The sequence below is a fragment of the Burkholderia arboris genome, from assembly GCF_038723655.1.
Taxonomy (GTDB): Bacteria; Pseudomonadota; Gammaproteobacteria; order Burkholderiales; family Burkholderiaceae; genus Burkholderia; species Burkholderia arboris.
Genome location: NZ_CP109821.1, coordinates 3,477,990 through 3,502,831 on the forward strand (window position 1 = coordinate 3,477,990; position 24,842 = coordinate 3,502,831).

23 protein-coding genes and 2 pseudogenes are annotated in these 24,842 nt (G+C 68.7%); 6 read left to right on the forward strand and 19 right to left on the reverse strand.

Annotation, left to right across the window (positions count from 1 at the left end; all coding sequences use genetic code 11):
* Nucleotides 1-321 precede the first annotated feature (321 nt).
* Together OHZ10_RS16300 and OHZ10_RS16305 are read right to left on the reverse strand one after the other, a co-directional pair.
* A complete protein-coding gene (locus OHZ10_RS16300; protein WP_039369128.1) occupies nt 322-1,443 on the reverse strand; it encodes a porin in 1,122 nt (373 codons plus the stop codon).
* A gap of 347 nt (nt 1,444-1,790) precedes the next feature.
* On the reverse strand, nt 1,791-2,507 hold the full coding sequence (locus OHZ10_RS16305) for a YoaK family protein (protein ID WP_059232994.1): 717 nt from the start codon (nt 2,505-2,507) through the stop codon (nt 1,791-1,793).
* Between the two features lie 288 nt (nt 2,508-2,795).
* Here OHZ10_RS16305 and OHZ10_RS16310 point away from each other — a divergent pair, with 288 nt between their 5' ends.
* Nucleotides 2,796-3,134, forward strand: coding sequence for a hypothetical protein (locus OHZ10_RS16310; protein WP_059232993.1), 339 nt, complete (start codon nt 2,796-2,798; stop codon nt 3,132-3,134).
* Nucleotides 3,135-3,153: 19 nt separating this feature from the next.
* Here the strand turns inward: OHZ10_RS16310 and OHZ10_RS16315 are convergent, their stop codons facing one another.
* Together OHZ10_RS16315 and OHZ10_RS16320 are read right to left on the reverse strand one after the other, a co-directional pair.
* Nucleotides 3,154-3,681, reverse strand: a complete 528-nt coding sequence (locus OHZ10_RS16315; RefSeq protein WP_006477572.1) for a chromate transporter — start codon at nt 3,679-3,681, stop codon at nt 3,154-3,156.
* Nucleotides 3,678-4,304, reverse strand: coding sequence for a chromate transporter (locus OHZ10_RS16320; RefSeq protein WP_342703067.1), 627 nt, complete (start codon nt 4,302-4,304; stop codon nt 3,678-3,680). Before OHZ10_RS16320 ends, OHZ10_RS16315 begins: the two co-directional genes overlap by 4 nt.
* Before the next feature lie 96 nt (nt 4,305-4,400).
* On the opposite strand from OHZ10_RS16320, the gene OHZ10_RS16325 reads away from it, so the two are divergent.
* Nucleotides 4,401-5,285 (forward strand): transcriptional regulator GcvA, encoded by an 885-nt coding sequence (locus tag OHZ10_RS16325; RefSeq protein WP_059232991.1) that lies wholly within the window; start codon nt 4,401-4,403, stop codon nt 5,283-5,285.
* Nucleotides 5,286-5,324: 39 nt separating this feature from the next.
* Here OHZ10_RS16325 and OHZ10_RS16330 read toward each other — a convergent pair whose 3' ends face one another.
* From OHZ10_RS16330 to flgB, 14 genes and pseudogenes are all read right to left on the reverse strand, one after another.
* On the reverse strand, nt 5,325-6,632 hold the full coding sequence (locus OHZ10_RS16330; RefSeq protein WP_059232990.1) for a solute carrier family 23 protein: 1,308 nt from the start codon (nt 6,630-6,632) through the stop codon (nt 5,325-5,327).
* A 260-nt stretch (nt 6,633-6,892) separates the two neighbouring features.
* On the reverse strand, nt 6,893-8,128 hold the full coding sequence (gene flgL / locus OHZ10_RS16335) for a flagellar hook-associated protein FlgL (RefSeq protein ID WP_059232989.1): 1,236 nt from the start codon (nt 8,126-8,128) through the stop codon (nt 6,893-6,895).
* 17 nt (nt 8,129-8,145) lie between these two features.
* A pseudogene (locus OHZ10_RS38640) lies at nt 8,146-8,538 on the reverse strand (flagellar basal body rod C-terminal domain-containing protein); the annotation flags it as partial.
* A gap of 174 nt (nt 8,539-8,712) precedes the next feature.
* A pseudogene (flgK, locus tag OHZ10_RS16340) lies at nt 8,713-10,077 on the reverse strand (flagellar hook-associated protein FlgK); the annotation flags it as partial.
* A gap of 194 nt (nt 10,078-10,271) precedes the next feature.
* Complete coding sequence (locus OHZ10_RS16345; protein ID WP_059232987.1) at nt 10,272-11,027, reverse strand: flagellar brake protein; 756 nt, start codon at nt 11,025-11,027, stop codon at nt 10,272-10,274.
* Nucleotides 11,028-11,247: 220 nt separating this feature from the next.
* Complete coding sequence (flgJ, locus tag OHZ10_RS16350; RefSeq protein WP_059232986.1) at nt 11,248-12,231, reverse strand: flagellar assembly peptidoglycan hydrolase FlgJ; 984 nt, start codon at nt 12,229-12,231, stop codon at nt 11,248-11,250.
* Entirely contained in the window at nt 12,232-13,416 is a 1,185-nt protein-coding gene (locus OHZ10_RS16355) for a flagellar basal body P-ring protein FlgI (protein ID WP_233464381.1), read from the reverse strand.
* A 5-nt stretch (nt 13,417-13,421) separates the two neighbouring features.
* Nucleotides 13,422-14,111, reverse strand: a complete 690-nt coding sequence (flgH, locus tag OHZ10_RS16360; protein WP_059232985.1) for a flagellar basal body L-ring protein FlgH — start codon at nt 14,109-14,111, stop codon at nt 13,422-13,424.
* Between the two features lie 21 nt (nt 14,112-14,132).
* Entirely contained in the window at nt 14,133-14,921 is a 789-nt protein-coding gene (flgG, locus tag OHZ10_RS16365; protein ID WP_059232984.1) for a flagellar basal-body rod protein FlgG, read from the reverse strand.
* Nucleotides 14,922-14,955: 34 nt separating this feature from the next.
* Entirely contained in the window at nt 14,956-15,714 is a 759-nt protein-coding gene (flgF, locus tag OHZ10_RS16370) for a flagellar basal-body rod protein FlgF (RefSeq protein ID WP_059232983.1), read from the reverse strand.
* Between the two features lie 19 nt (nt 15,715-15,733).
* Nucleotides 15,734-16,975: a flagellar hook protein FlgE gene (flgE, locus tag OHZ10_RS16375; protein WP_059232982.1), complete on the reverse strand. Its 1,242-nt coding sequence runs from the start codon at nt 16,973-16,975 to the stop codon at nt 15,734-15,736.
* A gap of 27 nt (nt 16,976-17,002) precedes the next feature.
* A complete protein-coding gene (locus OHZ10_RS16380; protein ID WP_059232981.1) occupies nt 17,003-17,764 on the reverse strand; it encodes a flagellar hook assembly protein FlgD in 762 nt (253 codons plus the stop codon).
* 55 nt (nt 17,765-17,819) lie between these two features.
* Nucleotides 17,820-18,245: a flagellar basal body rod protein FlgC gene (flgC, locus tag OHZ10_RS16385; RefSeq protein WP_034190310.1), complete on the reverse strand. Its 426-nt coding sequence runs from the start codon at nt 18,243-18,245 to the stop codon at nt 17,820-17,822.
* Nucleotides 18,246-18,282: 37 nt separating this feature from the next.
* Nucleotides 18,283-18,771 (reverse strand): flagellar basal body rod protein FlgB, encoded by a 489-nt coding sequence (flgB, locus tag OHZ10_RS16390; protein ID WP_342703076.1) that lies wholly within the window; start codon nt 18,769-18,771, stop codon nt 18,283-18,285.
* Nucleotides 18,772-18,975: 204 nt separating this feature from the next.
* On the opposite strand from flgB, the gene flgA reads away from it, so the two are divergent.
* The 4 genes from flgA to OHZ10_RS16410 all read left to right on the forward strand — a co-directional run bounded on the left by flgA (nt 18,976) and on the right by OHZ10_RS16410 (nt 22,681).
* Complete coding sequence (gene flgA, locus OHZ10_RS16395; protein ID WP_342703078.1) at nt 18,976-20,202, forward strand: flagellar basal body P-ring formation chaperone FlgA; 1,227 nt, start codon at nt 18,976-18,978, stop codon at nt 20,200-20,202.
* A 118-nt stretch (nt 20,203-20,320) separates the two neighbouring features.
* On the forward strand, nt 20,321-20,650 hold the full coding sequence (flgM, locus tag OHZ10_RS16400; RefSeq protein ID WP_059232978.1) for a flagellar biosynthesis anti-sigma factor FlgM: 330 nt from the start codon (nt 20,321-20,323) through the stop codon (nt 20,648-20,650).
* A gap of 74 nt (nt 20,651-20,724) precedes the next feature.
* The gene (locus OHZ10_RS16405) at nt 20,725-21,165 is read left to right on the forward strand and encodes a flagella synthesis protein FlgN (RefSeq protein WP_059236580.1); all 441 of its coding nucleotides are present in this window, start codon (nt 20,725-20,727) and stop codon (nt 21,163-21,165) included.
* Nucleotides 21,166-21,325: 160 nt separating this feature from the next.
* On the forward strand, nt 21,326-22,681 hold the full coding sequence (locus OHZ10_RS16410) for an SGNH/GDSL hydrolase family protein (RefSeq protein WP_059232977.1): 1,356 nt from the start codon (nt 21,326-21,328) through the stop codon (nt 22,679-22,681).
* 19 nt (nt 22,682-22,700) lie between these two features.
* Here OHZ10_RS16410 and OHZ10_RS16415 read toward each other — a convergent pair whose 3' ends face one another.
* The gene (locus OHZ10_RS16415) at nt 22,701-24,551 is read right to left on the reverse strand and encodes a M24 family metallopeptidase (RefSeq protein ID WP_059232976.1); all 1,851 of its coding nucleotides are present in this window, start codon (nt 24,549-24,551) and stop codon (nt 22,701-22,703) included.
* Between the last annotated feature and the right edge of the window lie 291 nt (nt 24,552-24,842).

Consider the following 24,842-nt stretch of genomic DNA (forward strand, 5'->3'; position numbering starts at 1 on the left):
GCGAACCGCGATTGTCATCACCGGATACACAAGTTACGCACCAGGCCGGCCGCGCTCGCCGAGCGCCACCGGAACGACGCACGCGCGCGCCTCACGGCACGCAACGGGCGATGCACGCAGCGTAGCGGAAAGCCTTCGCGCGTACTGTAAAAGTATGTTCTGGAATGCCGACGGAACGCTTACGGCGCGGGACTTTCGCAATGGAGCGATTGCCGAATAGTCGGGCGCGCGTATGAAGGTCGCGTGACGAAAAAAAAGGCGCCTCGCGGCGCCTCTTCGATGCGCGCCGGGCGAATGCCGGCGCATGCGTTCCGACGTTCGTCAGAAGATATTGCGCAGACCGATCGCGATGCCCGTCTGGTTGCTGCGACCCGGCAGCTCGACGTTCGCCGCGCCGTTCGTCTTGTTGAAGTCGACGGTGCCGTAGACTTCGGTGCGCTTGCTCAGCGCGTACTCGGCGATACCGACGATCGCGTAACGGTTGCCGCTCGCGAGCGTGCCGTTGGTGGTCATCGCATTGCGCATGTGGTCGTAATAGAACGCACCCGTCAGCGTCAGCGGCGCGCTGACCTGCCAGCTCACGCCCGCGAACGGACCGTCGTCGATCCGGCCCGTGCCCTTCGCGACCGGAATCGTCTGCTGCGCGAGCAGGCTGTCGACGAAGCCGGTGTCGTCCTTCGAGCGCAGGTAGCCCGCGTAGATCTTCGCCTTGCTGAACGCGTACACGACGTTCGCGTGGTAGATCGTCTGCTTGCGTGCCGAGTTGTCGCTGTTCTGCTGCGCGCCGGCCGCGATGCTGAGCGGGCCCATCACGTACGACAGCGACACGCCCCACGCATTGCCCTTGCCGAGCGAGCCCGGGATCTGGCCCGAGAAGCCGCCGGCGCCGGTCGATTCGTAGTTGGTGCCGGTCGAGTACATCGCCTTCGCGGTCAGGCCTTCGAACTTGCCCGTGTACTTGATCTGGTTGTCCGCATACAGGCCGCCGCCGAGTGCGACCGGCAGCCACGCGTTTTCGAGGTAGTTGCCGACCGTCAGCGGATCGTAGGTATCCGACAGCAGGTCGAACAGCGGCGTCTTCTGGCGGCCGAGGGTCACCGTGCCGTACGGGCTCTGCAGGCCGACGTACGCTGCGCGGTTGAACAGGCGGCCGCTGTCGGCGAATGCGCCGTTCTGCAGGTTCACGCCGCTTTCGAGGTTGAACACGGCCTTCAGGCCGCCGCCGAGATCTTCCGTGCCGTAGATGCCGAAGCGGCTGTTCGTGATCGCGCCGTTGGTCATCGACAGCAGGCCGTCGTTCTTGGCGTTGGCGTTGGTGAGGTAACGGATGCTGGCGTCGGCGACGCCCCAGAGCGTGACCGAGCTTTGTGCGGCCGCGTACTGGCTGGCAAATGCGAGCGCGGCGCCCCCTGCGATGGCTGCGAGTCGGGTGGTCTGCTTCATGAGCTTTCCTTTTTGTAGGTGTCTCCATTCATGGCCGGCCGCGTGCGCAGCCGGGTGGCGATCGCTCACGTTCTTGGCGCGCGCGATGTGGCCTGAATCATATGACGAGTGCGATCGCTGAAAGAAATTGAAATGCGCGGCAACGGCGCGTTTGTCGTCCGGGAACAACGTTTCCCGCGCCAGGCCTGTCTCGCAAGGCGGCGGGACAGGCGCGACGGCGCCGGCATGCGCGCGCGGCGCTGTAAGGATCGCCGAGGGTGCGGCGCGGGAACGTGGAGCGTGGAGCGTGGCGAAACAGCCGGCGCATTCGTTGCGACCGGCTACCGCGTGCTACGTGCCGCGTACCGTCAGGCCGTTTGCGCCGCCCCGTCGCCGCCGCCCTCGCCACCGTTCCCCGCGCGGCGCCACGCGCGCCGCACGATCTCCGCGAATGCGCCGACGAGCAGCAGCACCGCGCCCCACAGCGCGATGTCCGGTACGAGCCGCGTCACGAGGCCGCCGACCACCGCGCCGGCCAGGAAGCAGAAACTGATCGTCGCGAGCAGCGCCGAGTCGTGCAGCGCACCCGCGTCGTAGCGCGGGATCAGCCCGACGAACAGCTTCTGCGCGGCGCGCCGCAGGTTGCCGGTCGTCATCACCGACGTGTACGACAGTTCCTCGAGATGGGTGAACGACAGCGTCTGCAGCGTCGCGACGAACGAGATGCCCGGAATCAGCCACGCGCTCGATGCGCCGACGAGGCCGCTCGCGGCAACGCCGAGAAACGCAATCTCGACGATCAGGCTCGCGAACGCCGTATGCCGCATCCAGCCGCGTTGCGCGGCAAGACCGAGCAGGTGTGCGACGAACACCGCGATCACGAAGCCGACGAGCGGCGGCACGTGATGCAGCGCGGCCGCCCATTCGCCGGCCGACAGGTTGATGCCGAGCAGCGCGACGTTGCCGGTCATCGTGTTCGCGAACACGTGGCCGTGGCCGACGTACGTGTACGCGTCGAGGTAGCCGCCGGACAGCGTCAGCAAGGCGGCGACAGTGAGATTGCGGCTGGCGCCGTCGAGATCCATCGATCCTCCCGTGGTGCGCACCGCCGGGCCGCGTACGGCGGGCGATGCGAAATTCGGTCCTGCCGGCGGGCGCGAGCACCGCCGTCGGCGCCGCGCGGCCGGGCCTCGCCGCATGCCGCGCGCCAATATAATGCTCGTCGCAAGGGTACGGGCTCGCGCTGGATAGCGCAGCCGGCCTGAACGGGTCGACAGCGCGGGTTTCACCGCCGCAGGACCGGCCGAGTATACCGGGCCGACCGGACGCGACTGCAGCCTGGCCGCCCCCGCTTCTCTTCACCGAACCGTCGCATGACACTCGCGAAGTTCTTCCTGCGCTATACGGTCATCCCGTTCGCCGCGATCGTGCTGGTGGCCGTCTGGGCGTTCAACCGCGAATCGGGCGAGATCGATGCGCGCCAGTACGCGGCGCTGGTGGCCGCCTATCCGTCGTTCACGCCGAAGCTGAAGCACGAGGTGGCCGACGCGTTGCGCGACGGCCGGATCGGGAAGGCCGATTACGGCATGCTCATGCGCGATGCGCTGGAGGCGGGTTTCGTGGTCGACTGGCCGACCGTGACGGACGACGTCGGCAGCGAGCGCGGCCGGCTGCTCGGCCTCGTGAACAGCGACCTGCCGGCATCGCGGTAGCCGGCTTGCCGCAGGCCGCTCACTGCCCGATGCCGGTGAGCCCGATCAGCGCGCCGCCGGCGAGCAGCCACAGCGGATGGATGCGCGTACGCCACGCGAGCACCGCGCACGCGGCCGTGATGCCCCACTGGATGGCCGTGCGGTTCGACGCCTCGGAGATCAGCACCGCGCTTGCCGCGACGAGCCCGGCCGTGACGGGCATCATCCCCTGCTGCACATAGCGGCGCCACGGCCGGTCGCGAAAGCGCTCCCACGCATGCAGCGCGAGCACGGTGACGATCGACGACGGCCCGAACTTCGCGAGCGACGCGACCAGCAGCCCCGCCCAGCCGGCCACATGCCAGCCGACCAGCGACACGATCATCATGTTCGGCCCGGGCGCCGCCTGGGCCAGCGCGAACAGCGCGGTGAACTCGTGCGCGCTCATCCAGTGATGCACGTCGACGACCTGCCGCTGCATCTCCGGCAGGATCGTGTTGCCGCCGCCGAATGCGAGCAGCGACAGCTGGCTGAAGATCGTCGCGATGGCGATCAGCGTATCGCTCATGGCCGCCCCCCCGGCTGCGTATCCCGCGCGGCAGCCTGCGCCGGTTGCGGCGTGCCCGGATCGCGGCGACGCGACGCGAGCCATATGCTGACGGGCGTCAGCACGAGCATCGTCGTCAGCAGGGGCATGCGCAGCACCGCGATCGCGACGAATGCGAGCGCCGCGATGCCGGCCGCGGCGCGTGCGTGCCGCAGCGGCTTCGCGACCTTCACGGCCATCGCGACGAGCAGCCCGGCGGCCGCGGCGGCGAGCCCCGCGAACAGATGCTGCACGTGCGGATCGTTCTGCGTCTTCGCGTACAGCACGCCGAGCGCGACGACGACGAGCGTCGGGCCCGCGATCAGCCCGAGAATGCCGGCGAACGCGCCGGCCACGCCGCGAAAGCGCATGCCGACCGCGACCGACAGGTTGATCACGTTGCCGCCCGGCAGGAACTGGCACAGGCCGAGCAGATCGGTGAATTCATCGGCGGAGAGCCACTTGCGTTCGTCGACGATCGTGCGCCGCGCGAACGGCAGCGCGCCGCCGAACGACATCAGGCCGAGCGACAGGAAACCGGTGAACAGCTCGGCGAGGCCGACACTGCGGGGCGCCGCGGCAGACGGCGGGGATACGGATTGCATGGTGCGCCTCACTAAACGGTGAACCGAGGGTACCGCCGTTCCGGATTGTGGCAAAACGATTTTATCGGTGCGCCCTTGTGATCTAGAATCACAAGCATGGCACGCGACCTCCCGCCCTTTTCCGCGCTTCGGGCCTTTGAAGCCGCGGCACGTCATGAAAGCTTCAGCGCCGCCGGCGACGAGCTGCATGTGACTCACGGTGCCATCAGCCGGCAGATTGCCGGGTTCGAGGCATGGCTCGGCAAGCCGGTGTTCCACCGCTACGGCAAGCGCGTGAAGCTCACCGACGAAGGCCGCCGCTACCTGGACACCGTGCGCGCGGCGTTCGACAGCATCGCGCATGCGACCGAGCAGTTGCGCAACACCGGCGCGGCGCGCGTGCTGCGCATCAATGCGCTGCCGACCTTCGCGATGAAATGGCTGCTGCCGCGCCTGTCGCGGTTCCAGCGCGACGTGCCGAACGTCGAGCTGAAGCTGTCCACGTCGAATGCGCCGCTCGACACGCTGAACGGTTTCGACGTCGCGATCCGCCGCGGCCCCGGCCACTGGCCGAACTGCACGAGCGGCCACTTCCTCGACGAAAGCGTGATCCCGGTCTGCAGCCCCGCGCTGCTCAAGCGTGCGCCGATCGCGCGCGCGGACGATCTCGCGCGGCACGTGCTGCTGCATTCGGATACGCGGCCGGAGGGCTGGCGCGACTGGTTCGCGGCGGCGGGCGTGACGATGAAGGGCCGCAAGCGGCAGTCGTTCGACCACTTCTACCTGGCGCTGCAGGCGGCCGTCGACGGGCTGGGTGTCGCGCTCGGCCCGTTGCCGCTGATCGACGACGAACTCGCGAGCGGCCGGCTCGTGATGCCGCTCGACGGGCCGCGCATCGCGACGCGCAGCTACTGGTGGATCGCGCCGCGCGCGCCGGCCGACGATCCGCTCGTCGCGCAGTTCTGCGCGTGGCTGCAGGCGCAGTCGAATACCGGCGCGTGAGGGCGCGCCGGCGGGCGGCGTTGCGCCGCCCGCACCCGGTCAGACCACCGGGCCCGGTTCCTTTTCCTTGCGCAGGATCGCGTACAGGATGATCGCGCCGAACGTCGCGGTGCCGATCCCGCCGAGGCCGAAGCCGCCGATCTTCAGCGAGAAGTCGCCGGCGCCGAGCACGAGCGTGACGGCCGCGACGATCAGGTTGCGGTTGTCGGAGAAGTCGACCTTGTTGACGACCCAGATCCGCGCGCCCGTCACCGCGATCAACCCGAACACGACGATCGACACGCCGCCGAGCACGGGGCCCGGGATCGTCTGGATCACCGCGCCGAACTTCGGCGAGAAGCCGAGCACGATCGCGATCACCGCGGCGACCGCGAACACGAGCGTCGAGTAGATCCGCGTGACGGCCATCACGCCGATGTTCTCCGCGTAGGTCGTCACGCCCGTGCCGCCGACGCTGCCCGACACGATCGTCGCGAGCCCGTCGCCGATGAACGCGCGGCCCACGTAGCGATCGAGGCTGGTGCCCGTCATCGCGCTGACGGCCTTGATGTGGCCGAGGTTCTCCGCGACCAGGATCACCGCGATCGGCGCCAGCATCAGCATCGCGTGCGGATCGAACACCGGCGCGCGGAAGCTCGGCACCCCGAACCAGGCCGCGTGCCCGACGATCGAGAAATCGACCGGCTTGCCGAGCCCCATCCCGTTGGTCGCGACCGCATAGATCGCGTAGGCGATCACCAGCCCGACGAGGATCAGCAGGCGCTGCACCATGCCGCGCGAGAACACCGCGACGCCGCCGACGCACAGCACCGTGACGAGCGCCATCACCGAGTCGAAGGTCGACGCCGACACGCCCTTCACCGCGATCGGCGCGAGGTTCAGCCCGATCACCGCGACGACCGCGCCGGTCACCACGGGCGGCATCAGCGTCTCGATCCAGCGCGTGCCGATCGCCTGCACCAGTGCGCCGAGCGCGACGTACACGACACCGCACGCGACGATCCCGCCGAGCGCGACCGGGATGTTCGGGTTCGGGCCGCTGCCGCCGTAGCCCGTCACCGCGATCACGAGGCCGATGAACGCAAAGCTCGAGCCGAGGTAGCTCGGCACGCGGCCGCCGACCAGCACGAAGAACAGCAGCGTGCCGATGCCCGACATGAAGATGCACAGGTTCGGGTCGAAGCCCATCAGCAGCGGCGCGAGCACGGTCGAGCCGAACATCGCGACAACGTGCTGCACGCCCATCGCGACCATCTGCGGCCATGGCAGGCGCTCGTCGGTGCCGACCACGCGCGAGGCCGCGCCGGTCGATTGGACCCGCCAGCGCGGGAAATAGGAATCGGACATGGGGAAAGGGCTCCTGTCGGTCGCCGGCTGCCAAGGGTGCGCCGGTCTGGAATCTGGCGCGAGTTTACGGAGCGGAAATGGGGCTGGCAAGCGGACTGATACGGCGGGCCGTCATGCGCGGGGCGCGGCTTGCCGTGTGGGGAAACCGGTGCGCGACCGCGCGGCCCGGCGAAGCGCCCGTCCGCGCGCGATGCACGGCTGGCGGCTGGCGCCGGCGGCGAGGTAAGCATGCGCTCACATCGCCGCCGGCGCGTCGTGCATCAGGGGTTGATGTACTGGAACAGCGACAGGTTCTGCAACTGCGCGTACGCCTTCTGCGAACCCGTCAGCGCGTTCTGCATCTGCAGGAACTGGCTGATCGTCGTCACCATGTTGGTGCTCGTCAGGTCGGCCAGGTTGCTGCTGACCTGCAGCGTGACGGTCTGGTTCACGGTCTGCATCGCCTTGATCTCCTGCTCGCGGCCGCCGACCGACGCCTGAACGGTGAGGACGTTCGTCATCATGTTGTTCAGCTTCGTCGTGCCGGTGGTCATCGCGTTCGCGAGCGCGGTCGCGGCAGTCGTGTTGCTGCTGATCGGCACCTTCAGTGCCGCGATCATCGTGTCGAGCGCGCCGAACACGTCGGTGCCGGCCTGCGGCGCCGGCGTGACCGTGTACGTGTCGCCCGGGGCCGGCTTGCCCGACACGGGCACCGACAGGCCGTTGCCGAGCGCGATCCCGGCGCCGTTCGAATACGGCTGCGCGGCGGTCGTGGTCGGCGGCACGACGGTATTGTCGGTGACCGTATAGGTCGGCGCGGCGGCGGTGCCGCCGAACGCGATCGTGAACTGGTGCGCATTGGTCGCGGCCGACGGGCTCGTGATCGTCACCCCGCCGATCGTGCCCGTGCCCGTGTTGCCCGCACCTGCGAGCGGTACCGGCTGGCTGCCGAGCATCGGCACCGACAGGAACACGTTCGCGCCGTTGTCGCCCTGCGAGATCGCGCGCGTGTCGGCGATCTGCACCTGGCGCACGCCCGTGTCGCCGCTGTAGGTCACGCCGCCGCCTGGCGCGTTCGAGAACGGCGGCGTGGCCGACTGGAAGCCCGAGAACAGGTAGTTGCCCGAGCCGTCGGTCGAGTTCGCGAGCGTCAGCAGCTGGTCGCGATAGCCCTGCAGCTGCGTCGACAGCGCGGAGCGATCGCTGTCGGACAGCGAGCCGTCGCCGGCCTGGATCACGACCGTGTGAATGCTGTTCAGCAGGTTGTTGACGCTGATGAGCGTCTGGTCTTCCTTCTGCAGCGACGACAGCGCGCTGTTCTGGTTCGACGCGTACTGCGACAGCGTCGCCGACGTCATCGACAGCTGCACGGCCTGCGCCGCGCCGAGCGGGTTGTCGGCAGCCGTCGCGAGGCTCACGCCGCTCGAGATCTGCTGGTACAGCTGCGAGAGCTGCGCCTGCTGATCGTTCATCTGCGCGACGTTCATCTGGTAGAACTGCGTGGTGGAAATCCGCATGGCTTCGATCCCCGAAATCAGTTGAACAGGCCGAGCACGGTCTGGAACAGCGTCGACGCCGTCTGGATCACCTTCGCGTTCGCCTGGTAGAGCTGCTGATACTGCATCAGGTTGGCCGCTTCCTCGTTCTGGTTCACGCCCGACACCGACTGCTGCGCCTGCGTGATCTGCCCGATCAGCGAAGTCTGCGCGGCGCTCGACGACTTCAGCTGGGACGTCGTGTTGCCGATGCCGTTCACGTAGTTCGCGTACGCGCCCGTCAGCGTGGTCGTGCCGTTGCCGAACGCCGTCGAATTGACGAGCTTCGACAGCGCGAGCGCGTTGCTGCCGTCGTTCGTGCCGCCCGTGTTCGGCGCGACCTTGAACGTGTCGCCAGCCGCCGGCGTGCCCGACACCGTCACCGTGACGCCGGCCGTCAGCGTGATCGGCGAACCGGACTGGTACGGCTGCGCGGCGCTGGTCGTCGGCGGCACGACCGTGTTGTCGGTGACCGTATAGGTCGGCGCGGCGGTGGTGCCGCCCATCGTGATCGTGTAGTTGTGCGCGTTGGCCGCGGCCGCCGGGTTCGTGACCGACAGCCCGCCGATCGTGCCGTTGCCCGTGTTGGTCGTGGCGGCCGACGGCACGTAAGGCGCGGCCGCCGCGATCGCGGAGCCGTTCGACGTCGTGAGGCCGAAGCCGTTCAGCGCGCCGCGCGTCGGCTGCACGGTGAACTTGTCGCCGGCGTTCATCGCACCGGACGAGAACGAGAAGTTCAGCCCGCCGATCGATCCCGGCATCGACGTCGACGTGCCGACCACCGTGCCGCTCGCGCGGTCGGTCAGCGTGTATTTCGCGCCGTCGTACGCGAGCGTGTAGTCGCCCGTGGTCGGCTGCGACGCGTTCGTGAACGACACGGACAGCGCCGCGTTGCCGGTATTGCCCTGGTTCGCGTAGGTGATCGGCGCGCCGGTGGTGAACAGGTTGCCGCCGGGCTTGCCCGACAGGTCGACGCCGAGTGCGTTCTGCGCGTTGACCTGCGCGGCGAAGCTGGTCGCGATCGCGCCGAGCTGCGCTTCGGCCGGGTCGAGCGTCTGGCTGCGGAACGCGAGCAGGCCGCCGAGCGTGCCGCCCGACAGCGACGCGTCGGACAGGAACTGGTTCGGCCCCTGCGGGTTTGCGCCTGCGATGCCCTGCGACACGACGGTCAGCTCGCTCGGATCGGACGGCGACGCGACGGTCGCCAGCTGGTAGCTCTTGTTCGCGACGACGAGCGGCGTGCCGCCCGACATGAACACGCTGTAGCCGTCGCTGTTGCGCACCACCTGCACGCCCGCGAGGTTCGACAGGTTCGACACCGCGAGGTCGCGCTGGTCCATCAGCTGGTTCGGCGGCTGGCCCTGGCTGCTCGCGGACGCGATCTGCTGGTTCAGCTGCGCGATCTGCGCGGTGTACGCATTGATCTGCGTGACGGTGTTCGTCAGCTGCGTGTTCACGCTCTGGCGCAGCGCGTCGTACTGCTGGCCGGCCGCCGTGATCTGGTTCGCGAGCGTTTGCGCATTGCTCATCGCGGTCTGCCGCACCGACGAGTCGGACGCGCTGTTCGCGACGTTCTGCATCCCGGTGAAGAAGCTCGTGATCGCGGTCGAGATGCCGGCCGTCGGGCTGCCGATGTAGTTGTTCAGCTGCGTGACGAGCGAAAACCACGTCGACAGCGCGCCGCTCTGCGTCTGCGCGCCGTTCAACTGGTCGCTCAGGTACTGGCTGTACTGACGCTGCACGGTGACGGTGTTCACGCCCTGCGGCATGTAGCCGCTGCTCGTGTACTGGCCGCTTGCCTCGGCATAGACGGGCCGCTCGACCGAATAGCCCGGCGTCGCGGCGTTGCTGATGTTCTGGCCGGTCGTCGTGAGGCCCCAGAGCGCGGCATTCAGGCCGCTGACGCCGAGGTTCATGAGTGAATTGGACATGCGCGATCCTGATGAGCCGGCCGCACTGCGGCCGCCGGGTTGCGTGACTCCCGGTATAACGGCCGCGAATTGAAAAAATTGAGGAAAAAATGCGCGCGCGACGCACGCGCGTGCGTCGCCGGCCGAAGCGGCCGGCGGGAGGCGCCGGCGGCCGTGCGCGGGCGGCCCGTGCGGGGCCGGCCAACGCGTGCGCGTCAGGCCCGCGCGAGCGAGCGGCGCTTCATTTCGAGCTGCGTGATCAGCCGCTGCAGCGTGTTCTCCGCGCTGCCCGGCAGCGACATGTAACGGAAGCCCAGCTGGTAGCGCCGCGACCCGTTCGGCATCTGCGTCGAACGCTGCGACACGAGCTGCAGGTCGAGCGACAGCTTGCCGTGGCCGGTCAGCTCGAGCTCGACGTCCGGCAGCAGCGTGCCGACCTCGAGCGCCTCGACGCGCTCGTCGGCCGTGCGCAGCCCCACGCCGCCCAGCGACAGGTTGTGGACCTCGAACAGGAAGCTTTCGCCGTCCGGCAGCTTGCCGCGGCACAGGAACGGATCGACGATCGGCGCGTCGACGCGAAAATATTCACGGCGCTGGATGCAGACCAGCACGTCGGGGAAATCGGCGACGAACGCGGGCAGCCCCTCGTAGCGCGTCTCGCGCGGCGTGCCCGTGGTGAATTCGACCCGCACGCCCTCCGGCGCGGCCGCGAACGTGCAGTGCGACGCGCCGAGGATGCTGGCGTTCTGCTCGGACAACGCACCCCAGTCGAACGTGAAGGTCCGCGCGCCGACGTCGACCTCGAGCAGGCGCGTGACGAGCTGGCCGCCCGGATACTGGACGGTCAGGAAATCGCCGCGATTCACGAGGTTGCGCAACTGCACGCCGATTTCCAGTGGATTGCGGCGGGCATAGTCGGGCCCGGAGTGGCCTGCATCCAGGCTGGGGTCCGTCGACGTTTCGATATTCATGGCTAGCCGGTCTTTCTTGTCATGGGCGCCCGGGGCAACCGGGGCGCAGTAAAACCGGGCCAGAACGGGGGCCCGGTCGCAGGTCTCTCACACTTAGCGGCAGTGCTGACCGAAAGTTTAGATCGAATTGGCGATTTTTTTCGCGCAAACGTTGAAACCGCGCGCGGCGGGGTGCCGGGCGCGGTCCGAGAGAGCCATGAACCGGTTGCGGGCGGGCCCGTCAGCCGATCTGCTGCATGATCGAGATCAGCTTTTTCGCGTAGTTCGGGTCGGTCGCGTAACCGGCCTTCTGCATGCCGTGCGCAAACCCCTCGACGCTGCGGCTCGCGCTGAGCACGCCCGAGTAGCGCGGGTTGTTCTTCAGCAGGTTCGCGTAATCGGTCATCGCGTGCTCGTACGAGTCGTACGCGCGGAATTTCGCGACCACGCGGCGCGGCGTGCCGTTCACGTATTCGGTCGTCAGCGCCGATACCGTGCGGCCCGTCCAGCCCTTGCTCGCCTTGATGCCGAACACGTTGTAGCTGGTCGAACCGTCGGTCGCGCGGATCTCGCGCTTGCCCCAGCCCGATTCGAGCGCGGCCTGGCCGACGATGAAGCGCGCCGGGATGCCGGTCGTCGCGCTGGCCGCCTGCGCGGGGCCCGCGAGCCGGTCGACGAACGCGTCGGCGTCCTGCACGCCGCTCGCGCCCTTCAGCGGCGGCGTGAGCGCGCTGCCGGCCGAGTAGCCGCGCGCGCCGGCGAGCCCGCCGTTGTTCGACGCGTTCGCATAGGCCTTCGCCATCGCGTTCATCGCGGCGAGGCTGCCTTCGTTGCCGGCCGTGCCGAGGCCGCCGGCACCCATGCCGCCCGCGCCGACGTCGGCCGCGGTGTCGCTGCCCGCGCCCACGCCCGCGTTGCGCATCAACTGCTTCATCAGCGCGTCGGCCACGCCGATCCCGTGCTTCGACATCTGCTGCGCGAGTTGCTGGTCGAGCATCGACGTGTACATCTTCGACGTGTGCGAATCGAGCAGCCCGCCGTCGGGCGTCGCGTCGCGCATGCTCTTGAGCATCATCTGCGTGAACATCGCGTCGAACTGGCCCGCGACCGCCTTCGCGCCGGCCTGCGGCGACTGCTTCGCCTGCGCGCGCAGCGCGTCGAAACCCTGCACATCGAGCGCGAAGCGCTGCGTGAGGTCGTTCGCGTTAGGAAGGTTCGCTGCCATTTAGATGACCTCCAGGTCGGCGCGCAACGCGCCGGCCGCCTTCATCGCCTGCAGGATCGACATCAGGTCCGCGGGCGTCGCGCCGAGCGTGTTCAGCGCCTTCACGACGTCGGCGAGGTTCGCGCCGGCCGTCACCATCTTCAGCGCGCCGTTGTCCTGCTTCAGCTGGATCTGCGACTGCTGCGCCACCACCGTCTGCCCGTTCGAGAACGGCCCCGGCTGCGACACCACCGGCTGCGTGTTGACGACGACCGACAGGTTGCCGTGCGCGACCGCGCAGCTCTGCAGCGTGACCATCTGGTTCATCACGATCGAGCCGGTGCGCGCGTTCAGGATCACCTTCGCCGCGGCCTTGTCCGGGCTCACGTCGAGGTTCTGCAGCCGCGCCATGAACGCGACCTGCTGCGCCGAGTCGGCCGGCGCCGCGAGCTGGATCGTGCGGCCGTCGAGCGCCGTCGCGGTGCCCGGGCCGAAGCTCGAGTTGACCGCGGACACGATCCGCTGCGCGGTGCCGTAGTCCATGTCGTTCAGCTGCAGCTGCAGCACGCCGTTCATCTGCGCGATCGCGTTCGGCACCGAACGCTCGACGATCGCGCCGCCGACGATCCGGCCGGCCGCGAGCTGGTTCACCTGCACGCGGCTGCCGTTCGCGCTGGCGCCCGCGCCGCCGACCGCCATGTTGCCCTGCGAGAGCGCGTACACCTGCCCGTCCGCGCCCTTCAGCGGCGTGAGCAGCAGCGTGCCGCCGCGCAGGCTCTTCGCGTTGCCGAGCGACGATACCGTCACGTCGAGCGCTTCGCCCGGCCGCGCGAACGGCGGCAGCGTGGCCGTCACCATCACGGCCGCGACGTTCTTCAGCTGCATGTTGCTCAGCGACGACGGGCCGCCGTTCGCCGAGCCGTTGTTGATCGAGATGCCGAGGTTCGCGAGCATGTTCGCGAGCGTCTGCGTCGTGAACGGCGTCTGCATCGTCTGGTCGCCCGTGCCGTCGAGACCGACGACGAGGCCATAGCCGATCAGCGGGTTGTCGCGCACGCCCTGGATCTGCGCGAGGTCCTTCAGACGCTCCGCATGCGCGGGCGCCGCGCCGAGCACGCACGCGGCCGCCACGGCCGCGAACGCGACGGCGAGCCGCGCGGCGGCATGCGCGCGGGCCGACAGGCGGTGGATCGGGGTCGTCTGCATCGTCATCACCACGGCGCGATGTTGAGGAAGAAGCGCTGCAGCCAGCCCATCGTCTCGGCTTCGTTGATGTAGCCCTTCGACGAGTATTCGATCTTCGCGTCGGCGACCTGCGTCGAGTAGACCGAGTTCGCGCCCGAGATCGTGTTCGGGTTGACGACGCCCGAGAAGCGCACGAATTCGTTGCCCTGGTTGATCAGCATCTGCTTCTCGCCGCTGACCACGAGGTTGCCGTTCGGCAGCACGTTGGTGACGGTCACCGTGATCGTGCCGTTGAACGTGTTCGCCGCGCTCGCGCCGCCCGTCGCCGCGAACTTGTTGTTGCCGGTGGCCGACAGGTTCGCCTTCGCGAACAGCCCGCCGAGGAAGCCGGCCGTCGGCACGTTGAAGTCGGTGTTGCCCTGCCGGTTCGTGTTCGCGCCCGACGACTTGGTCGCGTTGATGTTCTCCGCGATCATGATCGTCAGGATGTCGCCGATGTTGCGCGGCCGCTGATCCTCGAACAGCGGCCGCCCCGCGTAGCCGGGGTTGTAGATCGAGCCGGGCGCCTGCATCGACATCGGCGTCGGCGGCTGCGCCGTCATCGGCTGCTGGATGATCGGATCGCGCGGGATCTGCGCGCAACCGGCGAGCGCCGCCACCGCGACCGCGCACGCGGCGCGGACGGTGGCTGACGGGAGGAGGCGAACCTGCTTCATGGCGACGACGGGACTTTCCGGTTAGCTCTTCATCTGCGTGACGGTCTGCAGCATCTGGTCGGACGTCGTCACGGCCTTGCTGTTGATCTCGTAGGCACGCTGCGTCTGGATCATGTTGACGAGTTCCTGCACGACGTTCACGTTCGACGCTTCGACGTAGTTCTGGTTGAGCACGCCCGCGCCGTTCAGGCCCGGCTGCGACACGTTCGGCGCGCCCGACGAGGTCGTCTCGGAGAACAGGTTCTCGCCGCGCGCCTCGAGGCCGGCCGGGTTGATGAAGGTCGCGATCTGCAGCGAGCCGATCTGTACCGCGTTGCTCGAACCCGGCTGCGTGACCGACACGACGCCGTCCTTGCCGATCGTCAGCGACTGCGCGTTCTGCGGAATGGTGATCGCCGGCAGCACCTGGTAGCCGCTCGACGTGACGAGCTGGCCCTGCGCGTTGGTCTGGAACGAGCCGTCGCGCGTGTAGGCGTTCGTGCCGTCCGGCATCAGCACCTGGAAGAAGCCCGCGCCGTTGATCGCGACGTCCTTCGAGTTGCCGGTCTGCGTGAGGCCGCCTTGCGTGTACAGGCGCTCGGTCGCGACCTGCTGCACGCCGGTGCCGAGCTGCAGGCCCGACGGCAGCTCGGTCTGCTGCGTCGAGTTCGCGCCCGGCTGGCGGATGGTCTGGTACAGCAGATCCTCGAACACCGCGCGCGACGCCTTGAAGCCGTTCGTGCTGGTGTTCGCGAGGTTGTTCGAAATCACGTCCATCTGCGCTTGCTGCGCATTCATGCCGGTGGCGGCGATGTAGAGCGAACGGTTCACTTGTAAGGTCTCCTGCGTAGGCTGGCGCGGGCGCTCAGCTGAAGTTGAGCAGCTGGTTCGCCGACTGCTCGTTCTGGTCGGCCGTCTGGATCAGCTTCGACTGAAGCTGGAACGCGCGCGCGTTGTCGATCATCGCGACCATCGCGGTCACCGGGTTGACGTTGCTGCCTTCGAGCGAATTCGGCGTGACGACCACGTTCGGGTCGGCGTCGGCCGGATTGCCGTCGGCGGTACGGAACAACCCGTCGTTGCCGCGCGTGAGCGTGGCCGGATCGGGATTGACGAGCTTCATCTGGTCGACGATCGCGACCGCGGTCGGCGGGTCGCCCGGCATCAGCGCGGACACCGTGCCGTCCTTGCCGATCGTCACTTCCGCGTTCGGCGGCACCGAGATCGGGCCGCCGTTGCCGACCACCGGCAGGTTGCTCGCGTTGACGAGCTGGCCGTTCTCGTCGACGTGCAGGTTGCCGGCGCGCGTGTATGCCTCGCTGCCGTCGGCCGCCTGCACCGACAGCCAGCCGGCGCCCTGCACCGCGACGTCGAGCGGATTGCCGGTGCGCGTGATCGGACCCGGCGCGTAATCCGCGCCAGGCGTCGACGAGAGCACGTAGGTGCGCGTCGTCGTCGGGTCGATCTTGCTGCCGTCGCCGAAATTCATCGGCACCGCGCGATACGTCGCGAGCTGCGCGCGAAAGCCCGTCGTCGAGGCGTTCGCGAGGTTGTTCGCGACGACCGCCTGCTGGTCGAGCGACTGCGACGCGCCCGTCATCGCCGTATAGATCAGTCGGTCCATGGCTGCCGGTTATCCGCGCTTACAGGTTGATGAGCGTCTGGTCGACGGTCTGCTGCGTCTTGATCGTCTGCGCGTTCGCCTGGTAGTTGCGCTGCGCGGTGATCAGGTTGACGAGCTGCGACGTGAGGTCGACGTTCGAGTTCTCGAGCGCGCTGCCCTGCAGCGTGCCGTGGTTCGTGCTGCCCGGCGCCGAGACCTGCGGCACGCCCGACGCGGCGGACTCCGCATACTGGTTGCCGCCGAGGTTCACCAGCCCGTTCGGGTTGTTGAAGTTCGCGAGCGCGATCTGGCCGAGCACGGCGGTCTGGCCGTTCGAGTAGTTGCCGGTCAGCTTGCCGTCGGTGCCGATCGTGTAGGTCGTCAGCGTGCCGCTCGCGTAGCCGTCCTGCGCGAGGTTGTTCACGCCGTCCTTGCCGCCGTACTGCGTCGTGCCGGTCAGGTCGAGCGTGAGGCTCTGCGGCGTCGCCGAGCCGTCGGTGTTCGGCACCGTGAACTGGAACTGGCCGAGCGACGTGGTCGGCGTCGGCGGCGTGCCCGTCGTCGTGCTCTGGATGCCGCCCGACGAATTGAACGTGACCGTGCCGAGATCGGTCGTCGCGCCGCCCTGGACGCCCGCGTACGCTTCCCACGTACCGGCCGCCGACTTCACGAAGTACATGTTGACGGCCTGCGAGCCGCCGAGCGAGTCGTACACCTGGATCGACGTCGAGTAGTTGTACGTCGTGTTGTCGGTCGCGCTGAACGGCGTCTTGGCCGGCACCGTGTCCTGCGAGTTCAGGTTGAACTGGCCGACGATCTTGGTCGTCGCGGTCGGCGCGATGTTGTTGGTCGGCGCCTGCAGCGGCACGGTCTGCGCGGTGTTGATCACGCCGCCCGCGTTGGCCATGTAGCCCATCAGGTTACGGCCCTGCGAGTCGACGATGTAGCCGTTCTTGTCGCGCTGGAACGTGCCGTCGCGCGAGTACGTCGTCACGCCGTTGTTCGACATCTGGTAGAAGCCGTTGCCGTTGATCGCGACGTCGAGCGACGAGTTCGACGAATTGATCGTGCCCTGGCCGAAATTCTGTTCCACCGAGTTCAGCGCCGTGCCGATGCCGATCTGCGTGTTGACCGACGTCGCGACCGAGTTCGCGTACATGTCGGCGAACTGCGCGGTGCTCGACTTGAAGCCGACCGTGTTCGCGTTCGCGATGTTGTTGCCGATCACGTCGAGCGCGTTCGAGGCGCCGGCGAGGCCGCTCAGACCCTGTTGATAACCCATTTCGGTCTCCGTTTCGAGAAAGCTCGATCAGTTGGTGGTGGTGTCGCCGGACGAGGACGAAGATGCCGTGGACGACTTGATGTTCGGGAAGATCGACGCGACCTGGGTGAGGCCCACCGTCGTGCCGTTCGACAGCACGAGCCCCGCCGTGCCGTCCGCCTGCTTGACCACGCTCTGCACCTGTGCGGCCGCGAGCGTCGTGGCCACCTGCGGCGTGCCCTTGCTGTCGGTGTAGGTCGCGCTGACCGTGTACTTGCCGTCCGGCAGCGCATTGCCGGCCGTATCGGTCGGCGTCCAGTTGAACGGCACGGTGCCGGCCGACTGCGCGCCCGCGTTGATCGTGTTCACGACGGTGCCCGCCGAGTTCTTCACGGTGATCGTCAGGTTCGACACCGAGCTCGCGAGCGACACGCCGAACGGCGACGCCGCGCCGCTCTTCACCGCGACCGAATTGCCCGGCGCGAGCACGTTCGTGCCGATCAGCAGCGCAGCCTGCGTCTGCTGGCCGGCTGCGAGCTGCGTCGACAGCGACGTGAGCGACGTGTTCAGCTGCGCGATGCCGCTCACCGTGTTGATCTGCGCGAGCTGCGACGTCATCTGCGAGCTGTCGACCGGGCTGGTCGGATCCTGGTTCTGCAGCTGCGTGACGAGCAGCTTCAGGAACGTCGCCTGCAGGTCGCTCGCCGACGTGCCGTTGGTCGACGACACGTTGTTGGTGTTCATCGTGTCGGTCGGCAGGTTCGACACGTTGGTGCCGTTGCCGCCGATCGTCGTGTTGGAGGAAGTCATCCTGGGTGGCCTTCTGTCGGAACTGTCGAGTCTGTAAGGTCGGTCGGCGTGCGGCTTACGAGCCGATCGTCAGCGTCTTGAGCATCAGCGTCTTCGCGGTGTTCAGCGTCTCGACGTTGGCCTGGTACGAGCGCGACGCCGAGATCATGTTCACCATTTCCTGCACCGGATCGACGTTCGGCATCTGCACGTAGCCGTTCGCGTCGGCGGCCGGGTTCGCCGGGTCGTAGGTCGACTTCATCGGCGACGGGTCGTCCATCACCTTCGTCACGCGCACGCCGCCCACGCCCTGGCCGGACGCGGTGCGCGCGCCGCCGATCGGGTCGGTCGCGAACACGACCTGCTTGGCCTTGTACGGCTTGCCGTCGGGGCCGGTGGCGCTGTCGGCGTTCGCGAGGTTCGACGCGGTGACGTTCAGACGCTGCGATTGCGCGGACAACGCCGAACCGGCGACGCCGAAGATGTTCATCAACGAAGGCATGGTGGCTCCTGGTGCTTGTGCTCGGGTTCGGTGGCGCTTACGAGTTCGTCGAGATCGCGGCGATCATCGCCTTGATCTGCTGGGTCATCACGGTCATCCCGGTTTCGTAGTGCAGCGCGTTGTTCGCGAACTGCACGCGCTCGACGTCGAGATCGACCGTGTTGCCGTCGAGCGACGGCTGCAGCGGCATCCGGTACTGCGCGCGGCCGTAGTCGTCCGACGGGCCGCCCGTCGGGATCAGCCTCGCGGTGCCGGCCATGTGGCCCGCCGCCGTCGACACCATCGACATGCCGCTCGTCACGCCGGCCGGCTGCGCCATCGGCAGTTGCCCGGCGTTGCTCGGCGCCAGGCCGCCGCCCGTCTGCTTCAGCGAGCGCGCGAGCGTCGACGCGAAATCGACGTCGCGGGCCTGGTAGCCGGGCGTGTCGGCGTTCGCGATGTTCGACGACAGCAGTTCCTGCCGGTAGGCGCGCACGTCGAGCGCCTGGCGGCCGAACGCGAATTCCGCATCGAGTTTGTCCAGCATGTGTGCGTCTCTCCGTATGAAGCGCTGCACGCCCCTCGCGCCGGATGGCGACCCAAGAGGCTTTTTTCCATGACAGCGATGGTAGGCGCGGGACGCAACCGGCAATCGGGCGAATAACGCGGCAAAGGCCCCCTCTATTCATCGTTTGCGCGACGGCCCGGCTCCCTAGAATGCAAAGCGGATCAACGGATCGAGGACACGGCGATGACTGGCAGCGCACTTCGCGACAGGAACGGGCGGCTCGCGCACGTCCGGCGTGCGGTTGCGCTCGCCGCGGCGCTGTGGATCGCCGCCCCTGCGGTACAGGCGGACGACGGGATGATCGTGATTCCCGGACGCGGCGAGACGGCCGAAACCGCGCTCGCGCACGCCAATGCGGCGAATGGCGGACCGTTCGGCGGGAATGCGGGCGTGGCTTCGGGAGCGGGCATCGCGCCGGAAGCGGGTCGCGCGGCGTCGGGCGCAGGTGCCGCGGCCGGCGCGGCCGCCGCCGGTTACGCGGCGCAACCGGCCGGCGCGATGGTCGTGACGACCGTCCCGCCGCCGGCGCCAGCCCCCGCGTACGCAGCCGCCCGCGCGAACGCCGGCTATCGCGCGCAGCCGCGCGTGGCCGACCCCGCCGCAATCGCGACGGTCGTCGCCGGCACCGCCGAGCCCGCGTCGAACGTTCGGCCGGCACCACCGTCGGCAGCCGTCGCACGCGTGGTGGCGGCCCGCGCCGCGTCAGCCGCGCCGGCGCCGCGAGCAACGGCGGTTTCCGCGAACCCGGCTGCGGCGGCTTCCGCGGCCCAGCCCGCGACGCCGCCCGGCCAGCAGGATCCCGAGACGATCCGCCGCGCGGCCCTCGCATTCCTGCAGCAGCAGATCGCCGGCCTGCCCGGCAAGACCACCGCGACGGTCACGACCGCGTTTCCGCGCGGGCTCGTCGCGTGCACGACACTCGAGCCGTTCCTGCCGACCGGCGCGCGCCTGTGGGGCCGCACGACGGTCGGCGTGCGCTGCGCGGGCGAGCGGCCGTGGACCGTCTACCTGCAGGCGAAGGTCACCGTGCAGGCCACCTACTACGTCGCCGCGCGCCAGATCGCGCCCGGCGAGCCGCTCTCCGCGGCCGACCTGGTTGCCCGCGACGGCGACCTGACGGTCATGCCGCTCGCGGTGATCACCGATCCGGCGCAGGCGATCGGCTCGACCGCGCTCGCGCGCATCTCGGCCGGGCTGCCGCTGCGGCAGGACATGCTGAAGAGCGCGGCGTCGGTCTCGGCCGGCCAGACGGTGCGGGTCGTCGCGGCCGGGCCCGGTTTCACGATTTCAGCCGAGGGCAGCGTGCTCGCGAATGCGGCGCCGGGCCAGTCGGTAAGGGTGCGGATGGCGGCGGGCCAGATCGTCACGGCGATCGTCAAGGACGCCGGAACCGTGGAAATTCCGCTGTAGGGACGGATCACGCCGCAAGAATGTAAAGAATTGTTTATTCGGAGCATTTCGGGCTCGCGATGCTAAAGTTCGGGCCGACCCGGCCGTTATCTGGGTCAAACCGTACAGGAAACCCATCGTGAAGATCGATTCCACTCCGAACCCGAGCCCCCTTGCGCCGACCGGCAACGGCGCGACCCGTGCGCAATCCGGCACGGCCCAGTCGTCCGCACCGGCGGCCGACGCAGGATCGACCGGCGGCGACACGACCGTGAACCTGTCGGGTCTGTCCGGCCAGCTGCGTTCGATATCCGCGTCGGGCAACGCCGATATCGACACGGGCCTGGTCCAGTCGATCAAGGACGCGCTGAACAACGGCACGCTGACGATCGACGCGAACAAGATTGCCGACGGCGTATTGAACACCGCCCGCGAGCTGCTGCAGCAACAGCGCCCGCAGGGTAACTAAGCCGGCCTCGCGGCCGGTTCCACCGGTTTGCCGGCGCGCGCCACCGCGTGCACCGGCGCGACGAGCATGACGCGATGAGAGAAGAGCTGCTGGCCACGGTCAACGACGAACATGCGACGATCGAAGCGTTCGCGTCCCTGCTCGTCTACGAGGAAAAGGCGCTGACGACGGCCGAGCCGCTCGAGATGCTGCCCGGGATCGTCGAAAAGAAGAGCGAACTGATCGACCGGCTCGCGCAGCTCGAACGCACGCGCGACACGCAGCTCTCCGCGCTCGGTTTTCCGGCCGGCAAGAAAGGCATGGACCAGGCTGCCGAGCGCGATGCGCGCCTCGCCGGCCGCTGGCAACTGCTGCAACAGGCCGCCGAACGCGCGCGCCAGGCCAACGCGAACAACGGGATGCTGATCCGGATCCGGATGGACTACAACGAGCGCGCGCTCGCGGTACTGCGCTCGGCGCCCGCACCGGCCGGCGTCTACGGTCCGGACGGGCGCGTCTCGGCGCTGACGCGCTGACCGGCCGGCTCCGCCGCCACCGCACCAACCGCCTCCCGCCGCCGTCCGCGGCATTTCAGGTTTCGACAGACCGGGCCCGAGCCCGGCACTCACGGTCCCTTCCGATACACGGCCGCGCAGCCGCGCCGCCGTCCCGTCACAACAATCAGAAGAGGGCCGCATGTCTTGTTTCCGCATTCCGTTGTCATCCCGTGTCGTTGCCGTTTCCGCCGTCGCGGCGCTCGGCGCCGCACTGACGCTCCCCGCCGCCCATGCCGCCGGCTCCGCGCCGCTGCCCACGCCGACGGGCAACATGTCGTTGTCGCCGGCCGGCCCCGACGTCGCGCCGCCGGCCGCTTCGAGTGCGCCTGGCGCGTCACTGCGCGCAGCGCGACGCGGGTCCGACACCTACACGTACCTGCGCTGCTGGTACCGGATCGACGCGGATCCGCTGAAGCCCGCCGCGACCTACGAATGGGCGCGCGACCCCGCCAGCGGCGACTGGTATCGCGTGCCCGGCTACTGGTGGGCCGACGGCGTCACGCAGTGGAAGAACATGTTCTACAGCACGACGTCGCAGGACACGCTCGCCGACGTGTGCCGCAAGACGCTGGCGGCGAAAGGCATCCAGTCCGGCCTCACGCAGGCGGTCGCGGCCAACAACGCGCTGTCGTTCAACTACACGGTATGGACCATCGATGCCGCGCAGCAGGACGCGCGCGTCAACAAGCTGATCGTGTTCGGCGACAGCCTGTCCGACACCCAGAACATGTTCAACGCGAGCCAGTGGAAGCTGCCGAACGGCACGAGCTGGCATGCGGGGCGCTTCAGCAACGGCCCGGTGTGGGCCGAATATCTCGCGAACGCGCTGCGGCTGCCGTTCTACAACTGGGCGATCGGCGGTGCGGCAACCGACCAGCACCTCGTCGTGCCGGGCCTCGTGCAGCAGATCGACTCGTGGCGCGAATACATGGAGCGCGCACCGGACTACCGGCCGGCCAACACGCTGTTCGCGGTGTTCGCGGGCGGCAACGATCTCGTGAACTACGGGCGCTCGCCCGAGCAGGCGGCGAATGCGGTGCGCGACAGCCTCGAACGGCTCGCCGCGGCCGGCGCGACGCGGATCATGCTCGTCACGCTGCCCGACGTGTCGCGCGCGCCGGTGTTCGCGACCCGCGCCGACACGGCGAGCGTCGCCGCGCAGGTCAAGGACTACAACCGGCGCCTCGCCGACGCGGCCGCCGCGCTGCGCGCCCGCTACGGCGCGACGCTGCGGCTCGAGGTGTTCGACGCGTATGCGCTGTTCGACGACCTGCTGAGCCATCCTGCCACATTCGGCTTCGACGACGCGAAGCGCTCGTGCCTCGACATTCCGAAACCGTCGTCGCTCACCTACATGGCCGCACAGACGCCGCGTGCGGACTGTCGCGATCCGGCGCGCTTCGTGTTCTGGGACACGCTGCACCCGACGACGCGTACGCACGCGTGGCTCGCCGAGCAGATCGCGCCGTTCGTGCGCGCGCGCCTGCTGAACTGATCGACGCGGGCGGCTGCGCTTACAACAGCGGACACGCGGTGACCTGCGTGCCGCGCTCCACGCACAGCCGCTCGTAGTCGCGCAGGTACGCGCGCTCGCCATCGTCGAGCAGGTCGAGATCGATCAGGTCCCAGTCGTAGCCGACCGTCACGATGTTCTCGAAGGTCACGGTGTCCGGCTGCGCGTCGTCCGGCCGGACGATCACGATGTTCTCGATCCGCACACCGCCCTTGCCCGCCAGGTAGATGCCCGGTTCGACCGAAATCACCGCATTCGGCACCAGCCCGTACTGCGCGCCCGGCGCGAACCGCACGCCGCCCTCGTGGACGTGAATCCCGACGCCGTGCCCGGTGCCGTGGCCGAAATCGTGGCCGTGGTCGCGGCACACCTGCCGCACGAGCGCATCGACGTCGCCGCCCTTCGCGGTGGCCGGAAAGCGCGTGACGAGCCCCTTGATGCAGGCCTTCAGCGCGACGGTGTAGATCTCGCGCTGCCACGGCTGCGCGACCGTCTCCGGATGCGTCCGGCGCAGCACGACACGCGTGCAGTCCGTCGCGAAACCGGCTTCGTAGTACGCGCCGCTGTCGAGCAGCACGAGTTCGCCTTCGGTCAGCTCGACGCTGGCGCTCGCCGCCGTGTAATGCGCGAAGGCGCTGTTCGCGCCGTTCGCCGCGATCGACGGGAACGTCAGCGCGACGGCCGAGCGCGCGCCATACGCGTCGTTGATCGTACGCGCGAGGTCGTATTCCGTGTGGCGCGCGCCCGGCTCGCCGGCCTTCGCCCAGCGCATCGTTTCGGCGATCGCCGCGGAACTGCGCGCAAACGCGTCGCGAAACCGGTCGAGCACCGCCGGCGTCTTGCTCGCCCGCATCGCCTCGACCGGGTTGAAATCGGCATGCCGCGCGTGCGGCCACACACGCCGCACCGCGTCGACGAGCGCGCAGTTCACCGATTCGAAGCCGTAGCACACGTGCTCGACCGCGAACGGCGCGAGAAAGCGCTCGAGCGCCGCCACATCGCGCCGGATCACGTGCAGCGCCGGATACGAATCAAGCGCGACCTCGCAGCGGTCGCAGCCTTCCGGCAGGAACAGCGCCACCTGCCCGCCGACCGCGAACAGGAAGCCGAGGTGCGACGACGCATTCGGGATGTGATAGCCGCGGCTGTTCAGCAGATACGCGAGATCGTCCGATGCGCACGAGAAGAACGCGGTCTTGCCGTCGGCCGCGCCGGTATGCGCGGCGAGCCGGCGGTTCAGCGTGTCGAGGTTCTGGGCGACGCTCAGGCCGGTCATCGCTTCCGGCACCTCGAAGATCGGCCGTTCGACGATCCAGCCCGGCAGCGCGATCGCGCGGTCGATCTCGCGACCGGCGAGGCTCGTCCAGTCGAGCGATGCGGCCTGCGTCTGCGCGAACAGCCGGTCGCGCTGCCCGACGCTGATCCGCAGCGCGTCGTAGCCGACTCGCGCGAGCCGGCTCGCATGCGCGACCAGCCAGTCGGCCATCGCCTGCCAGATCGTCACGTTCATCCCGAGCTTCTCGATACGCACGCGCGCCGGATCGCACTGCTGCTCGGCCTGCAGGTGATAGCGGCCATCGACGAACAGCACGAACGGCGGCAGGTCCAGCGCCTGCGCGGTCGCCGCGCTCAGGAAGATCCCGCAGCCCGCCGAGCCGTCGAAGCCGGACACCGCGTAGCGCGGGTTGTTGCTGCGCGGCAGGTACTCGGTCACGTACTCGTCCTGCGACGTGACGACCACCGCGTCGAGCCGCGCAACGTCGAGCAGGCGCGACAGGCCGGCTTGCGTGTCGGCGACGGACGCGTCGTACGGGGGAAGGCCGGAGAAGCTGTATTTCAGTCGATCGATCATCGGATGCCCGTTATTCGTTGTAGTCGGCGGCTGGCGGCGTGTCGTGGCATGGCGCATGCCTGAAACGACACGCCGACGCGGCGCGGATGACGCCCGGCCCGGCGCGCGGCCGGGCTGCGGTGCCGTTCCGGCGGCAGGCCTTTGGGGGATTTTTGTCTCACTTAACTTTGTTTGATGCGCGACAGAATCTAGAGCACGCGGAAATTGAGGTCAAGCTGAAATTTTCGTAGGACTAAAATCGGCGTGATGCCTGCGCATCCGGGCACAACGTGAATTCGCCCGGCGGCACCG

Coding starts and splice junctions, on each gene's coding strand:
- OHZ10_RS16300 (WP_039369128.1), bottom strand. CDS start 1,443: ATGAAGCAGACCACCCGACTCGCAGCCATCGCAGGGGGCGCCGCGCTC.
- OHZ10_RS16305 (WP_059232994.1), bottom strand. CDS start 2,507: ATGGATCTCGACGGCGCCAGCCGCAATCTCACTGTCGCCGCCTTGCTG.
- OHZ10_RS16310 (WP_059232993.1), top strand. CDS start 2,796: ATGACACTCGCGAAGTTCTTCCTGCGCTATACGGTCATCCCGTTCGCC.
- OHZ10_RS16315 (WP_006477572.1), bottom strand. CDS start 3,681: ATGAGCGATACGCTGATCGCCATCGCGACGATCTTCAGCCAGCTGTCG.
- OHZ10_RS16320 (WP_342703067.1), bottom strand. CDS start 4,304: ATGCAATCCGTATCCCCGCCGTCTGCCGCGGCGCCCCGCAGTGTCGGC.
- OHZ10_RS16325 (WP_059232991.1), top strand. CDS start 4,401: ATGGCACGCGACCTCCCGCCCTTTTCCGCGCTTCGGGCCTTTGAAGCC.
- OHZ10_RS16330 (WP_059232990.1), bottom strand. CDS start 6,632: ATGTCCGATTCCTATTTCCCGCGCTGGCGGGTCCAATCGACCGGCGCG.
- flgL (WP_059232989.1), bottom strand. CDS start 8,128: ATGCGGATTTCCACCACGCAGTTCTACCAGATGAACGTCGCGCAGATG.
- OHZ10_RS16345 (WP_059232987.1), bottom strand. CDS start 11,027: ATGAATATCGAAACGTCGACGGACCCCAGCCTGGATGCAGGCCACTCC.
- flgJ (WP_059232986.1), bottom strand. CDS start 12,231: ATGGCAGCGAACCTTCCTAACGCGAACGACCTCACGCAGCGCTTCGCG.
- OHZ10_RS16355 (WP_233464381.1), bottom strand. CDS start 13,416: ATGCAGACGACCCCGATCCACCGCCTGTCGGCCCGCGCGCATGCCGCC.
- flgH (WP_059232985.1), bottom strand. CDS start 14,111: ATGAAGCAGGTTCGCCTCCTCCCGTCAGCCACCGTCCGCGCCGCGTGC.
- flgF (WP_059232983.1), bottom strand. CDS start 15,714: ATGGACCGACTGATCTATACGGCGATGACGGGCGCGTCGCAGTCGCTC.
- flgE (WP_059232982.1), bottom strand. CDS start 16,975: ATGGGTTATCAACAGGGTCTGAGCGGCCTCGCCGGCGCCTCGAACGCG.
- OHZ10_RS16380 (WP_059232981.1), bottom strand. CDS start 17,764: ATGACTTCCTCCAACACGACGATCGGCGGCAACGGCACCAACGTGTCG.
- flgC (WP_034190310.1), bottom strand. CDS start 18,245: ATGCCTTCGTTGATGAACATCTTCGGCGTCGCCGGTTCGGCGTTGTCC.
- flgB (WP_342703076.1), bottom strand. CDS start 18,771: ATGCTGGACAAACTCGATGCGGAATTCGCGTTCGGCCGCCAGGCGCTC.
- flgA (WP_342703078.1), top strand. CDS start 18,976: ATGACTGGCAGCGCACTTCGCGACAGGAACGGGCGGCTCGCGCACGTC.
- OHZ10_RS16405 (WP_059236580.1), top strand. CDS start 20,725: ATGAGAGAAGAGCTGCTGGCCACGGTCAACGACGAACATGCGACGATC.
- OHZ10_RS16410 (WP_059232977.1), top strand. CDS start 21,326: ATGTCTTGTTTCCGCATTCCGTTGTCATCCCGTGTCGTTGCCGTTTCC.
- OHZ10_RS16415 (WP_059232976.1), bottom strand. CDS start 24,551: ATGATCGATCGACTGAAATACAGCTTCTCCGGCCTTCCCCCGTACGAC.